The organism is Rhodospirillales bacterium RIFCSPLOWO2_02_FULL_58_16 (assembly GCA_001830425.1).
Classification (GTDB): Bacteria; Pseudomonadota; Alphaproteobacteria; order Rhodospirillales; family 2-02-FULL-58-16; genus 2-02-FULL-58-16.
Genome location: MIAA01000052.1, coordinates 111,669 through 124,223, shown reverse-complemented (window position 1 = coordinate 124,223; position 12,555 = coordinate 111,669). Strand labels below are relative to the sequence as shown.

At 60.5% G+C, this 12,555-nt stretch carries 12 protein-coding genes, 1 tRNA gene and 1 pseudogene (1 of these 14 cut by a window edge); 9 read left to right on the top strand and 5 right to left on the bottom strand.

Annotated elements, in window-relative coordinates; translation table 11 throughout:
• A pseudogene (locus tag A3H92_12280) lies at window positions 1-525 on the top strand (malonyl CoA-acyl carrier protein transacylase); it begins 331 nt to the left of the window's first position.
• A gap of 20 nt (window positions 526-545) precedes the next feature.
• Entirely contained in the window at window positions 546-1,283 is a 738-nt protein-coding gene (locus A3H92_12275) for a 3-oxoacyl-[acyl-carrier-protein] reductase (GenBank protein ID OHC73382.1), read from the top strand.
• 168 nt (window positions 1,284-1,451) lie between these two features.
• Here the strand turns inward: A3H92_12275 and A3H92_12270 are convergent, their stop codons facing one another.
• The 3 genes from A3H92_12270 to A3H92_12260 form a co-directional block, all read right to left on the bottom strand.
• Window positions 1,452-2,534, bottom strand: coding sequence for a modification methylase (locus A3H92_12270; GenBank protein OHC73322.1), 1,083 nt, complete (start codon window positions 2,532-2,534; stop codon window positions 1,452-1,454).
• A gap of 91 nt (window positions 2,535-2,625) precedes the next feature.
• Window positions 2,626-3,243, bottom strand: coding sequence for a ribonuclease HII (locus A3H92_12265; GenBank protein OHC73321.1), 618 nt, complete (start codon window positions 3,241-3,243; stop codon window positions 2,626-2,628).
• 37 nt (window positions 3,244-3,280) lie between these two features.
• Window positions 3,281-3,355, bottom strand: a tRNA-Val gene (locus A3H92_12260).
• 326 nt (window positions 3,356-3,681) lie between these two features.
• Here A3H92_12260 and A3H92_12255 point away from each other — a divergent pair.
• From A3H92_12255 to A3H92_12225, 7 genes are read left to right on the top strand one after another with little or no spacing between them, the layout of a single operon-like run.
• Window positions 3,682-4,578: an N-formylglutamate amidohydrolase gene (locus A3H92_12255; GenBank protein OHC73320.1), complete on the top strand. Its 897-nt coding sequence runs from the start codon at window positions 3,682-3,684 to the stop codon at window positions 4,576-4,578.
• Between the two features lie 22 nt (window positions 4,579-4,600).
• On the top strand, window positions 4,601-5,590 hold the full coding sequence (locus tag A3H92_12250; protein OHC73319.1) for a hypothetical protein: 990 nt from the start codon (window positions 4,601-4,603) through the stop codon (window positions 5,588-5,590).
• 22 nt (window positions 5,591-5,612) lie between these two features.
• Window positions 5,613-7,325, top strand: coding sequence for a hypothetical protein (locus A3H92_12245; GenBank protein OHC73318.1), 1,713 nt, complete (start codon window positions 5,613-5,615; stop codon window positions 7,323-7,325).
• Window positions 7,322-8,533, top strand: coding sequence for a tryptophan synthase subunit beta (locus A3H92_12240; protein ID OHC73317.1), 1,212 nt, complete (start codon window positions 7,322-7,324; stop codon window positions 8,531-8,533). The genes A3H92_12245 and A3H92_12240 overlap by 4 nt, the downstream gene beginning before the upstream one ends.
• Entirely contained in the window at window positions 8,530-9,348 is an 819-nt protein-coding gene (locus A3H92_12235) for a tryptophan synthase subunit alpha (protein ID OHC73316.1), read from the top strand. The genes A3H92_12240 and A3H92_12235 overlap by 4 nt, the downstream gene beginning before the upstream one ends.
• A complete protein-coding gene (locus A3H92_12230; GenBank protein OHC73315.1) occupies window positions 9,345-10,304 on the top strand; it encodes an acetyl-CoA carboxylase subunit beta in 960 nt (319 codons plus the stop codon). The genes A3H92_12235 and A3H92_12230 overlap by 4 nt, the downstream gene beginning before the upstream one ends.
• A complete protein-coding gene (locus tag A3H92_12225; GenBank protein OHC73314.1) occupies window positions 10,297-11,589 on the top strand; it encodes a bifunctional folylpolyglutamate synthase/dihydrofolate synthase in 1,293 nt (430 codons plus the stop codon). Before A3H92_12230 ends, A3H92_12225 begins: the two co-directional genes overlap by 8 nt.
• On the opposite strand, the gene A3H92_12220 is transcribed toward A3H92_12225, so the two are convergent.
• Together A3H92_12220 and A3H92_12215 are read right to left on the bottom strand one after the other, a co-directional pair.
• Window positions 11,570-11,896, bottom strand: a complete 327-nt coding sequence (locus tag A3H92_12220; GenBank protein OHC73313.1) for a hypothetical protein — start codon at window positions 11,894-11,896, stop codon at window positions 11,570-11,572. The two genes, A3H92_12225 and A3H92_12220, sit on opposite strands and share 20 nt — an antisense overlap.
• The gene (locus A3H92_12215) at window positions 11,896-12,213 is read right to left on the bottom strand and encodes a thioredoxin (GenBank protein ID OHC73312.1); all 318 of its coding nucleotides are present in this window, start codon (window positions 12,211-12,213) and stop codon (window positions 11,896-11,898) included. Before A3H92_12215 ends, A3H92_12220 begins: the two co-directional genes overlap by 1 nt.
• Between the last annotated feature and the right edge of the window lie 342 nt (window positions 12,214-12,555).

Sequence of the window (12,555 nt, the reverse complement as noted above, 5' to 3'; positions counted from 1 at the left end):
CTGGAACTGGACGCCGTCAAGGCCATCGCCGAAAAATCCTGCTGCGGCGATGAGATATGCGCCGCCGCCAACGACAACTCGCCGGGCCAGGTGGTGATCAGCGGTTGCAAGGGGGCGGTGGAGCGGGCCGTCGAACTCGCCGCGACGATGGGGGCCAAGCGTTGCGTCATGTTGCCGGTAAGCGCCCCCTTCCATTGTTCGTTAATGGAACCGGCGGCCAAGGCCATGGCCGAGGCTCTGGACGCCGCCGTCATGTCGGCGCCCTCGGTTGAACTGGTGGCCAATGTCACCGCCGGGTCGGTAAGCGACGTCGGCGTCATCCGCCGCCTGCTGGTGGAACAGGTGACCAAAATGGTGCGCTGGCGCGAGAGCGTGATGTATATGAAAGACTGCGGCGTTGACGCCTTGATCGAGGTCGGCGCCGGCAAGGTGTTGAGCGGACTGACCCGGCGCATCGACCGCGAATTATCGGCGACGGCCATCGGCGCGCCGAGTGAAATCGAGGAATTCCTGAAGACGATTTGAGCAGGGGGGAAATAATCATCATGTTCGATTTAAGCGGAAAAAGAGCCTTGGTCACCGGCGCTTCGGGGGGCATCGGCGGCGCCATCGCCCGCGCCCTTCACGCCCAGGGAGCGACAGTGGCGCTGTCGGGAACCCGCGTCGAGGCGCTGACGGCATTGGCCGACGGCCTGGGGCAACGCGCCTATGTGACGCCCGCCGATTTATCCCTGGAAGACGGCGCCAAACACTTGGTCGCCGCCGCTGAAGCGGCGATGGGGGGGGTGGATATTCTGGTCAACAACGCCGGCGTCACCCGCGACGGACTGGCCGTGCGGATGAAGGACGAAGACTGGCAGACGGTGCTGGATGTCAATCTCACCGCCGCCTTCCGACTGACCAGGGCGTGCCTCAAGGGGATGATGAAAAACCGATGGGGGCGAGTTATCTCCATCACCTCGGTCGTCGGAACCGTCGGCAATCCGGGACAGGCCAACTACGCCGCCGCCAAGGCGGCGCTCACCGGCATGACCAAGGCCATCGCCCAGGAGGTAGCCTCGCGGGGGATCACCATCAACTGTCTGGCTCCCGGCTTCGTGCAGACCGCCATGACCGAGGCGCTGTCCGACGAGCAGAGAACTCGTCTGCTGGCCGGCATTCCCTGCGGCCGGCTGGGAACCGTCGATGATATCGCCGCCGGCGTCGTCTACCTCGCCGGCGAGGAGTCGGCCTACGTCACCGGACAGACTTTGCACATCAACGGCGGAATGGCGATGATTTGAGCGAAATACCGTTTTTTAACCACAGAGGCGCCGTCCGCGCCTGAGCAAGATATTAGTCCTTGCATTATATCAATTTATCGGTCATGTTCACTTTTTATTCCCTGCGATGAACGCACGGGGGCAACCTCCCCTCCCCTCATAATTTTGGTATAAGTCACATCGGGGTGGTTAATGCAGTTCCGCCCTTAATTTCTGGCGGAAGACCTCAATGGGGATCATTTCGCCCTTGATCTCGACGAACCAGAACTGCCAGCCGTTGCAGGCGGGGGCCTTTTGCAGATGGGCGCCCACCTTGTGGATGGAGCCGCTGAAACCGTCGGTGATTAACGAGCCGTCGGCGCGGACGCGGGCCGAGTAGCGGCGGCGCTGGTCAAATAAGACGGCCCCCACCGACAACAGGCCCCGCTCCACCAGCCAACCGAAGGGAATGCGGGGCTGGTCGCGTTTCGCCGGAGTGTGAATAAGTTCCATAGAGTCGATCTCCTTGATTTGAGCGATGCGTTTTGCCGCCATTTTTTTGTAGGCGGGTTCTCTCTCAATGCCGATGAAGGCGCGGCCCAGCCGCTTGGCGACGGCGCCGGTGGTGCCCGTGCCGAAGAAGGGGTCCAGCACCACGTCGCCGGGAGCGGTGGAAGAAAGCACCACCCGGTGCAGCAGGGCCTCCGGTTTCTGGGTGGGGTGGGCTTTGCTGCCGTTGATCTTGAGGCGCTCGTGGCCGGTGCAGATGGGAATCTCCCAGTCGCTGCGCATTTGAATATCCTCGTTCAGGTTCTTCATCACCTCGTAATTAAAACAGTGGCGCGAGTTCTTGTCCTTTGCGCACCAGATCATGGTCTCGTGGGCGTTGGTGAAGCGCCGTCCGCGAAAATTGGGCATGGGATTGGTCTTGCGCCAGACCACGTCGTTGAGAATCCAGTAGCCCAGGTCCTGGAGAACGGCGCCGACGCGGAAGATGTTGTGATAGCTGCCGATCACCCACAGGGTTCCGTCGGGCTTGAGCACCCGGTTGGCCGCCTTCAGCCAGCCATGGGAAAAATCATCGTAAGCCTTGAACCCGTCGAAGCGGTCCCAGTCATCATCGACGCCGTCCACTTTGGTGTTGTCGGGACGCAGCAACTCACCCGTCAGTTGGAGATTGTACGGCGGGTCGGCGAAAACCATATCCACCGATTTCTCGGGCATGGCGTTCATCAGCTCGACGCAATCGCCGAGAAGGATTTTATTCGGTAGCGTCTTTTTATCTCTGCCCATGGTCAGGCAAAATGAGTCAACGGCGATTCCCCGTCAACAATTAAATGGATTCAAGGGGTTAGGCGGATGACTTCGACTCAACGCCTATGAGTCAGGCGCTATCTCGGCCCAATATCTTGATTATGGGTTTATAGCTTTTGCGGTGATGCGCGGTGACGCCGAGGCGTTTCAATGCTTCCTGATGCTCCGCCGTGCCGTAGCCGGCGTTGCGTTCCCAGCCGTAGCCGGGGAAGGATTCGGCCAGCTCCGCCATGATCAGGTCGCGGGTCACTTTGGCGATGATGGAGGCGGCGGCGATGGACAGGCTCTTGGCGTCGCCCCCGATTACCGGGCGCGTCGGGCAGGGCAGGTCGGGAGCGCGGTTGCCGTCGACCAGCGCCAGGTCCGGGACCACGCCCAAGCCGGCGACGGCGCGCTTCATCGCCAGCATCGCGGCTTGCAGGATGTTGATCTCGTCGATCTCCGCCGCTTCGGCGCGTCCGACGCCGATGCGGGCGCACAACGGCAGCATCGCGAAAAGTTGTCGGCGCCGATGCGGCTTCAGTTTTTTGGAATCATCCAGGCCGAACAGCAACTCATCGGGCAGGGCGGCGCGATCAAGGATTACCGCCGCCGCCACTACCGGCCCGCACCAAGGCCCGCGCCCGGCCTCGTCAACGCCGGCGATAACTTTGTCGGCGGCGGCGTCTTCAAGTTCGAAATCAGGCATGGACGCGTTATGCTTGCAGCGTGGTCAAAAAATTAGATGGTGGGCGCGGTAGGGATTGAACCTACGACCCCTACGATGTCACCGTAGTGCTCTCCCGCTGAGCTACGCGCCCGTCCGGAGTTTTTTATTCCGATCATGATGCGTTGGCAAGTCCTGCTTAGAGCGGTTTGCAACCAGATTTGATCATCTGCGTTTCGATCCGGCGAGGCGATCCGCCAGGCGCGGCGCGAAAAGCGATGCAAAAGCATCGGTTGAGCGGCGCAACGAAGCGGGTGCCCGCCGCATCGCAACCCGAAGGGCCGGGCGCTTTTGGGGCGTGGGTTCGTCGAAAGGCTTGCCCGTAGTGCCCGCTACGGGCTGCGCCATTCTCCTGCCCACGACCCAAAATCGCTCCGGCGCAGACGGTTCAATCTGGTTGCAACCCGCTCCAGCCGCCGTATGGTGGTCGTCGAATGTTTTTTGGATGTGGAGATCATTTTGCCCAAACCCTATAACATCCTGGCCCCGGTCGAGCAGACGACGCCGCTGGTCTTCTCCTCGCCGCACAGCGGGCGGAATTATCCGAGCGGCTTTATTGCCTCCTCCCGGCTTGACGCCCTGAAATTAAGGCTGTCCGAGGACGCCTTCATTGACGAGATATTCGCCGCCGCACCCGGGCTGGGCGCTCCGCTTTTGCTTGCCGATTTCCCCAGGTCCTACATGGACCCCAACCGCGAGGCCTATGAGTTGGACCAGAATATGTTCGAGGACAGGCTGCCGGACCATGTCAACACGACGTCGCTGCGGGTCGCTTCGGGACTTGGCTCGGTCGCCAAGGTGGTCGCCACCGGCGAGGAAATCTACGCCGGTAAATTGCGCTTCGCCGACGCCGAGGCCCGCATTAAGACCTGCTATGATCCCTATCACCGTGCGTTGCGCGGATTAATTGAATCGACCCGGCGGCGCTTCGGCGCGTGCCTGCTGATCGACTGCCATTCCATGCCTTCGGTGGGCGGCCCCATGGACAGCGATCCCGGACGCAGGCGCGTCGATATGGTGCTGGGCGATCATCACGCCGCTTCCTGCGCGCCGATCATCAGCGAAACGGCGGAGCGCGCCCTCAAGGAAATGGGATTCGCGGTGCGGCGCAACGATCCCTATTCCGGCGGGTTTACGACATATCATTACGGCTCGCCCAAGGACGGCGTTCATGTCCTTCAGATCGAAATCAACCGCGCCTTGTACATGAACGAAAAGACCATCGAGCGCGGCCCCGGCCTGCCCGCCCTGGCCGAAAAAATCGGCGGCCTGATCCGAGCCATGTCGGCGACTGACCTCAGAGCACTTAAAGCCTGAGCAAGGTGGCACGTCCGTTGCATTGTTCCCTTCGGGAAACGTGGACAACGGCATTATGCATTATCTTAATAAAATTCAGGCGGGCCTGTTGACGGGCATTATCATGGCGGCGGGCGCAGCCTCGGCTTCTGTGCCTCAACCCATTGATAAGAACGGGAAATTATGCGCCGAACAAACGGCCAAGGCCGAGCGGCGGGCCAACATCCCGAGGCATCTTCTTACCGCCGTTTCCCTGGCCGAGTCCGGCGTCTGGGACGCCGCCGGCAAGGCAAATGTTGCCTGGCCGTGGACCGTTACTTCCGGGACGGATAACTGGTATTTCGCCACCAAGGACGACGCCGTCACCCAGGTTCTCGAACTTTGGGAGAAGGGCGTCAAAAACATTGATGTCGGCTGCATGCAGATCAACCTGCATTACCACAGCGAAGCGTTCAAGGACCTGGAGCAGGCTTTTGATCCGTACAGCAATGTCGCTTATGCCTCGAACTTTCTCCAGACCCTTTATTCGTCCACCCGTTCATGGACCGAGGCCGTCGCCAATTATCATTCGGCTACGCCCGAACGTAATCGCCCTTACAAGATGAAAGTCATCAAGTTGTGGAACGAGGCGCGTCGGAACGCCGGCGGCGGAAATGATGCTTCGCCGCCCGTCCGCCCCCCGGTTCAAAGCGCCGCAGCCGAGAGGGAAAATCCGCCGCCCCCCCGCTCCCCGGTCCAGATCGACATGGCGCGCACGGACCAACTCAACGCCCGGCTGAGGCTTGCCCGCGCCGTCGCCCGAGGCGAGGACCCGCAAAATGTACGCCAAAGCCAACTCGCCTCCTGGCGCGCCGGCGCGGAAGACCCGCAGGATATCTACAAGATGGCGTCCATGCGCCGGGCGGCGTTGGAAAGCAAGCGCCTCAAGGAAGTGCGCGGCGTCGCAAAAGAAGACGGCGGCGAGGCGTTTGCCGCCAAACGCAGGGAGCAATTACAGTTCCGGCGGGAAAATGTAGGGACTCCCAATTCCTGAGCGGCTTATGCTATAGAGTTCTATGGTCAAGATCGACAAATCCTCCTCCTACCGTGAGATATTGCGGGAAAAAACGGCGCTTGTTCACTTGTTGCACTCGGTTGCCTTATCGGCCAACGAGGCGGCGACCGTTGAGGAATTCATGCAGACCTGCGTTGACGGCATTTGTGAATATACGGGCTGGCCGGTCGGGCACATATATGTGCTGTCTCCCGGAAAACCCGAGACACTGATCCCGACGAAAATCTGGCATTTGGACGATCCCCGACGCTTCGCCCTGTTCCGCAAGATCACCGAACAGTCTGAATTCAGCGGCGGAGTCGGCCTTCCCGGACGTGTTCTGGTTGACGGCAAGCCGGCCTGGATCACCGACGTTACAAAAGATCCCAATTTCCCCAGGGCGGCGACGGCGAAAGACATCGGCATCAAGGCCGGCCTAGCTTTTCCGGTGCTGACGGGAACGAAGGTAGTGGCGGTTTGGGAGTTCTTTTCCAATGATGCCAAAGAACCCGACGATGCGCTGTTGATGGCGCTGAACGACATCGGTTCCCAGTTGGGGCGGGCGATTGAAAGGAAACAGGCGGAGAGAGAACTTACCGACAGCAAGATGCGCAACGACGCCATTTTGAAGTCCGCGCTTGACGGAATCATCACCATTAACGAAGGGGGAAATGTTCTGGAATTCAACCCTTCCGCCGAGAAGACGTTCGGCTACCGGAGCGATGAGGCAAAAGGGAAGAATATCGCCGATCTCATCATCCCTCCCCGCTTTCGGGACAAGCATCGCCAAGGCTTGAATCAATACCTCGAAACCGGAAAGAGCAAAATTCTCGGCCGACGGGTCGAGTTGACGGCGATGCGTTCAAACGGAAGTGAATTTCCCGTCGAAATAGCCATTGCCGTCATTCAACCGCAACAGGGACAGCGGTTCTTCACCGCCTTTATCCGCGATATAACCGAGAGCAAACAGGTCGAGACGACTTTACGCAAAGCCAAGGAAGTAGCCGAAACGGCCAGTCTCGCCAAAACGGAATTCCTGGCCAACATGAGCCATGAGCTGCGGACGCCGCTGAATTCGGTCATCGGGTTTTCCGATATTCTTATGGCCGAGACCTTCGGTCCTTTGGGGAGAGCGGAATATGTCGATTATGCCAAAGACATCAATGATTCCGGCAAGCATCTGCTGGCATTGATCAACGACATCCTCGACGTATCGCTGATCGAGGCCGACGGCCTGTCCCTTGAAGAAAGCAAACTGGACATCGCCATGGTGGTCGCCTCGTGCGGCCGTTTGATCAAGGAACGCGCCGAAAGAGCAGGCCTTGAGTTTGAGATAGACATTAAAGGCCCGCTCCCCGTTCTGTTCGCCGATGAACGACGGGTCAAGCAGGTCATCATCAATCTGCTGGCCAATGCCGTCAAATTTACGCCGCGAGGCGGCAAGGTGACCTTGAGGGTCGGCACGGACGAAGACGGATGTCCGGCGGTTGCGGTCGCGGATACCGGCATCGGCATCGCGCCGGAGGATGTCAAGAAAGCGATGTCTGTTTTCGGTCAGATCGACGGTTCTCTGGCGCGCAAGTACGAAGGCGCCGGCCTGGGGTTGCCGTTAAGCAAGAAATTAACGGAAATGCATGGCGGAAAACTGGAGATTGTTAGCAAGCCCGGCGTCGGCACGACGGTAACAATCCGCTTTCCTAAAGAAAGGATGATGCAGTATGAGAGATCGGCATGAGCACCTTGAACACATACCGCGCCGGGCCGGACGATAACGGGCGCTTCGGCATTTACGGCGGGCGGTTTGTCGCCGAGACGTTGATGCCGCTTATTCTTGATGTGGAGCGCTTCTATAACGAGGCGCGAAACGATCCCGCTTTCGCCGCCGAATTGGGCGACTATCTGACTCACTATGTGGGGAGGCCCAGCCCGCTCTATTTCGCCCGGCGGCTGACCGAACATCTGGGCGGGGCTAAAATTTATTTCAAGCGCGAAGACCTTAATCACACCGGCGCCCACAAGGTCAACAACTGCCTCGGACAGGCTTTATTGGCCCGGCGCATGGGCAAGAAGCGGATCATCGCCGAGACCGGCGCCGGAATGCACGGCGTCGCCACCGCCACCGTCTGCGCCCTGTTTGACATCAAATGCGCCGTCTATATGGGCGCCGTCGACATCGACCGCCAGCAGCCCAATGTCCAGCGCATGAAGATGCTGGGGGCCGAGGTGATCCCGGTGACTTCCGGGTCGGGAACGCTGAAGGACGCGATGAACGAGGCGCTGCGCGACTGGGTGACCAACGTCCGGTCCACCTATTACCTGATCGGCACCGTCGCCGGGCCTCATCCCTATCCGTCGATGGTGCGCGACTTCCAGCGCGTCATCGGCGAGGAGACCCGCTCCCAGATGCTGAAGGCTGAAGGACGCCTCCCCGACACCCTGGTCGCCTGCATCGGCGGCGGCTCCAATGCGCTGGGACTGTTTCATCCGTTTCTCGACGACAAGGACGTGCGCATCATCGCCGTCGAGGCCGCCGGCAAGGGTCTTGATACGAATCAGCATGCGGCTTCCCTGTCCGCCGGAGCGCCGGGCATTCTGCACGGCAACCGCACCTATCTGTTGCAGGACGGCGACGGCCAGATCGAGGAGGCCCACTCCATCTCCGCCGGACTGGATTATCCCGGCATCGGTCCCGAACACTCGTGGCTGAACGACACGGGCCGCGTTGAGTATGTCTCGGCAACCGATGACGAGGCGGTGGCGGCCTTTCACCTGTGCACCCGCCTGGAAGGCATTATCCCGGCGCTGGAATCGGCGCACGCGGTAGCCCATGTCACCAGGATTGCCGGTAAAATGCCTACCGACAATCTGATGGTGGTGGGCCTGAGCGGGCGCGGCGACAAGGATATGGCGATCATTTCCGCTTATGACGAGGGCAAACGATGAGCGGACGCATCGCCCAACGGTTCGCCGCCCTGAAGGCCGAAGGCCGGGGCGGTCTGATTACCTTCATCACCGCCGGAGACCCTGATTTTGCGTCTTCGCTGGAAATCTTCAAGCGTCTGCCGGAGTCCGGCGCCGACATCATCGAACTGGGCATACCGTTCTCCGACCCCATGGCCGACGGCCCGGCGATCCAGGCGAGTTCCCGACGGGCGCTGAACGCCGGCGCTTCCGTTGCGAAGACTTTGGCGATGGTGGATGCGTTTCGCCGGGGCGACGATCAAACGCCGGTGGTGCTTATGGGGTATTACAATCCGGTCTATGCTTACGGCAAAGAAAGATTTGTCCGCGATGCGGCGAAGGCCGGCGTTGACGGACTGATCATCGTTGACCTGCCGCCGGAAGAGGCCGGGGAACTGCTGACTCCGGCCAAAGACGCCGGGATCAACCTGATTTACCTGACGACGCCGACCACCGATGACAAGCGTCTGCCCAAAGTTCTCGAACACGCCGGCGGTTTCGTCTATTATGTGTCCATAGCCGGCGTCACCGGCGCCAAGTCCGCCGCCCTTTCCGATATAAGCGAGGCCGTCGGGCGGTTGCGACGCCATACCGAACTGCCTGTCGCCGTCGGCTTCGGCATCAGGACTCCTTCGCAGGCGGCGGCAGTGGCGAAGATAGCCGACGCGGCGGTGGTCGGCTCGGCGCTGGTTGACAAGGTGACGGAAAACCTGAACGCCGACGGCTCGCCCGGACCCGGCATGGTTCGGGCCGTGCTGGGATTGGTCCATGACCTTAGTGAAGGCATACGAAAATGAACTGGCTTAAACAATTCGTCAAACCCAAGTTGCGGGAACTGGTCGGCGGACATAAAGACACCGCCGACGACTTGTGGCGCAAATGCCCCAAGTGCGAGGAGAGGATATTCCACCGCGATCTGGAAAAAGACCTGTGGGTGTGCCGACACTGCGGCCATCATATGCGCATGGGCGCCAAACAACGGCTGACTATGCTGTTTGACGACGGCATGTACCAGATCATCGAATTAGGCGACATGCCGACGGACCCTTTGAAGTTCCGCGATCTTAAAAAATACAGCGACCGGCTGAAAGACGCCCAACACAAAAACAGCAACAAGGACGCCCTCGTCGTCGCCCACGGCAAGATGGGAGGAGCGGGCGTCGTCATCGCCGCCTTTGATTTCGATTTTATGGGAGGCTCCATGGGGGTCGCCGTCGGCGAAGGGTTGCTGGCGGCGGCCCGGCTGGCAATAGTCCAGGACGCGCCGTTGATCGTTATTCCATCTTCCGGCGGCGCCCGCATGCAGGAGGGCATTCTGTCGCTGATGCAGCTTCCCCGCACCACCATCGCCATTGAGGAAGTCAAGGAAGCCGGCCTGCCCTATATCGTCATCCTTACCGACCCCACTACCGGCGGCGTGTCGGCCTCGTTCGCCATGCTCGGCGATATCGCCATCGCCGAACCGGGAGCGATCATCGGCTTTGCCGGCGCCCGCGTCATCGAACAGACCATCCGCGAGAAACTGCCCGAAGGATTCCAGCGGGCCGAGTATCTGCTTGAACACGGGATGGTGGACATGGTGGTCCACCGTCAGGAACTGCGCGAGACCCTGATCCGCGTATTGTCCCTGCTGCGCAATCCGAAGCCCGCCGCCGATGTGCTTTCCATCTCGGTTTCCGCCGGGAATGTCATAAGCAATATGAAGGGCAACATATCATCCTTGATGACCGGAGAGGACGGCCCCGCTGAATAATCCGGATGTTCTTGAGCGCCTGAAACATCTGCACCCCAAGACCATAGATTTATCGCTGGATCGCGTTGAAAGGTTGCTGGAGCGGCTGGGCCGTCCTCAAGACCTGCCGGTCCCGGTGGTGCATGTCGCCGGAACCAACGGCAAGGGATCGCTGATCGCCTGTTTAAGAGCCTGTCTGGAAGCCGCCGGCAACAAGGTCCATGTTTATACCTCGCCCCATCTGGTGCGCTTTAACGAGCGCATCCTGACGGCGGGCGAGGAGATCGGCGACGGCATGTTGCGGGACCTGCTGGAGGAATGCGAAAAAGTCAACGACGGCGAGCCGGTCACTTTCTTCGAGATCACCACCGCCGCCGCTTTTCTGGCGTTCTCGCGGCAAGCCGCCGACATAGTGTTGCTGGAAACCGGACTCGGCGGGCGGCTGGACGCCACCAATGTTATAAAACGCCCGGCCTTATGCGCCATTACTCCGGTGTCCATTGATCATCAGCAATTCCTGGGCGACACTCTTGCGGAAATAGCCGGCGAGAAGGCGGGAATCCTGAAGCCGGGCGTTCCCTGCGTAATCGCCGCCCAGGACCCGGAGGCGATGGAAGCGATTACCCGGCGGGCCGCTGAAGTCGGCGCCCCGCTTTATGCGCAAAACAGGGAGTGGCGCGTCCGAAGGGAGGGCGACGCCATGATCTATGAGGAAGATGGGACAATCCGCCGACTCCCGCCGCCGGGACTGGTCGGCGCTCACCAGATACAAAACGCCGGAATGGCGGTGGCCTGTCTGCGAAGACTCTCCGGTTTCCCGGCGACGGACGGCGCCGTCGCCGAGGGGCTGACGGGCGCAATATGGCCGGGGCGTCTGCAAAGGCTACGCCGGGGGCCGTTGGCCGAAATGCTGCCGACGGACTGGGAATTGTGGCTTGACGGCGGTCATAATCCGTCCGCCGCCGCCGCGCTGGCGGTCCAGGCGCGCAGTTGGAGCGACAAACCCTTGCATCTGGTCATGGGGATGATAAAGGGCAAGAACCCGGCGGCGTTTTTGGAGCCTCTGGCGGGGACGGTCAAAACCCTGCGCGCCGTCGCCATTCCCGGCGAGGAATGCAGCCTGACCGCCGAGGAAGTGTCCCGCCGGGGGCTTGATCTGGGGATGGACGCCAAGTCCGCCGATGACGCGCCCGCAGCGATCAGGGATATAGTGAACTCATTCCCCGCTCCGGCCCGAATATTGGTCTGCGGCTCGCTCTACCTGGCGGGGGCGGTGTTGAGGGATGCTACTTGCAGCGATAGATGACCGAAAGCCCGCCGGAGATGGTGCTGTAGGCGCTGTAGCGGTTATAGGCGGGCCGACCGGCCAGCCACTTCTTCAGAGTCGAGCGGACTTGATCATCGGTTGTTCCTTCGGGGATGCAGGAGCCGAAATTTTCCACCTTGTCGCCCCGGCGGTGGGCGGCGGCGATCTCCGGCGTCAGATCGATGCAAAGGCCCCAGTCCGCCGCGACGCCCTTTTCATAGCAAAGGGCGTATTTGCCGTCGTTTGCCGCCGTCGGCGAGGATAGTCCGCAGGCGATGACGGTCGACATCAGCATAAAGCGGCGCATCAAAGGACCGATTCGACCCATTCCACCAGTTTGCTCTTGGGCAGGGCGCCGATCTTGGTGGCGGCGACTTCGCCGTTCTTGAACATCATCAGCGTCGGGATGCCGCGAACCCCGTACTTGGACGGCGTCATCGGGTTTTCATCGATGTTGACCTTGACCACGACAAGCCTGCCGCGCAGCTCGTTCGCCAGCTCTTCGAGCGCCGGGGCGATCTGTTTGCAGGGGCCGCACCATTCGGCCCAGAAATCAACGACGACCGGCGTTGAGGATTTCAACACATCGGCGTCAAAGGAATCGTCGCTAACCTGCTTAGGCATTTTGGTGCTCCCATAAAACTGTGTTCGTGAAATTTAGGGAGAGGATGTCCGCACGTCAAGGCGCGTGCCTGTCCGGCTGTCGGACAAACGAAACCGCCCGCCTCCGCAGTCGCGAAGGCGACCCCCGAGCCATACGGCAATCAGTCGCTTAGTGATCTACCTGCGCGGCAAGCGCGACAACGACGCCGAGACCGGCGAAAACGATCATCATCATCAGCATTTCCATTTGTTTCCTCCACGTCGCGGAGGCCCGGGAAACGGGTCCCTTCTCGTTTCAAATGGGGATTTCGGCGGGTAAATTCAAGAGACGCCTGAAGCCATGATGATTCGCGTACTGACTAT